Source organism: Neisseria sp. P0009.S007 (assembly GCF_051962515.1).
Genome location: NZ_JBQCVF010000346.1, coordinates 1 through 1,395 on the forward strand (window position 1 = coordinate 1; position 1,395 = coordinate 1,395).

Below are 1,395 nucleotides of genomic sequence, written 5' to 3' on the forward strand. Positions count from 1 at the left end.
AAACCGGCAAGCCCGAAGGCCTGAAAGTATTCGGCGACTGGCCGACCATTTACGAAGGCTTGTCTTCATTGCCAAGCATCGCGCAGGAAAAATGGTTTGCATTCGACCATTATTATTCCGACAATTCCTTCGCCGAAGCACTCAACACCGTGTTCGCCAAACCGGTTAAAAAACTGCTCGATGTCGGCGGCAACACCGGCCGCTGGGCGGAGCAATGTGTCAACCACAATGCCGAAGTCGAAGTAACCATCATGGATCTGCCGCAACAAATCGGCTTGATGCGTGAGGCGACCAAAGGCAAAAACGGCGCGGACCGTATCCACGCCCATCCGGCCAACCTGCTTGATCCTGAAATTCCGTTCCCAACCGGTTTTGACGCAATTTGGATGAGCCAATTCCTAGACTGTTTCACCGAGGAACAAGCCACCAGCATTCTTCAACGCGCTGCTGCGTCTATGAGCGAAAACACCAGCCTCTACATCATGGAGCCTTTCTGGGACAGACAACGCTACGAAACCGCCGCCTACTGCCTGACCATGACCAGCCTGTATTTCACTGCCATGGCCAACGGCAACAGCAAAATCTTCCACTCTGAAGACCTAATCCGTTGCGTCGAAAAAGCCGGATTGAAAGTAGCGGAAGTTTCAGACGGCATCGGCCGCGGCCACAGCATCTTGCGCTGCGTTAAAGCCGTCTGAACATCATCTTTTAAACCCTAAAAATAAAACGACCCCAACAGCCATTTCGGCTATCGGGGTCGGTTTGTTTTTAGGTATCAGCCTTAATGCATCAACCGCGCAACGTCCATACTGCGCACACTAACGCAATCGCTACCAACAAAGCGGCAAACAGTTGCCCCATTCCGGCCAACTTAGGCTGCCGGGCATCAATGATTTTAAAGCCGTTAATCATCGGCGTAATCAAATCCTGTTTTTTCACAAAGCGATACAGCAAAACGGCCGCGATATGTACGCCTGCCAAAACAGCTAACACATTAAAGAAATTGACATGGATTTTTCGCGCCAGCGTACCGGCGTGTTCGCTGACCAAATGATTCAAAAAGCCGGAATTGGTAAACGTATTTTCATCGGCAGCAAATAAGCCTGTGGCCGTCTGAAAAACCAAGGCAGCCAATAAAGCGATGACCATCAGCGCGCCCAAAGGATTGTGGCCGACCAATTCGTCTTCAGACATTTGGCCTTGCGTGTAGCGGCAGATTTCGGGAAACGGACGCACAAATCGGCTGAATTTTGCCGTATCGCTACCCCAAATCCCCCAGCACAAGCGGAAAACCACCAATGCCAGCATCAACAAGCCGCCGCGCAAGTGCCATACCAGCATATCGCCGCCTTGGGTTGCGCTGTACCACATGAATCCTATTAATAACACCAAGAG

At 51.3% G+C, this 1,395-nt stretch carries 2 protein-coding genes; one reads left to right on the plus strand and one right to left on the minus strand.

Translation table 11 applies throughout. The annotated features are described in order from the left end of the window. Positions 1-698, plus strand: a 698-nt coding sequence (locus ACTHS3_RS13130; protein ID WP_440368144.1) for a methyltransferase, incomplete at its 5' end; no start/stop codon positions are given. Between the two features lie 91 nt (positions 699-789). Here ACTHS3_RS13130 and ACTHS3_RS13135 read toward each other — a convergent pair. Continuing rightward, on the minus strand, positions 790-1,395 hold a 606-nt coding region (locus ACTHS3_RS13135), incomplete at its 5' end, for a cytochrome b/b6 domain-containing protein (RefSeq protein WP_440368145.1).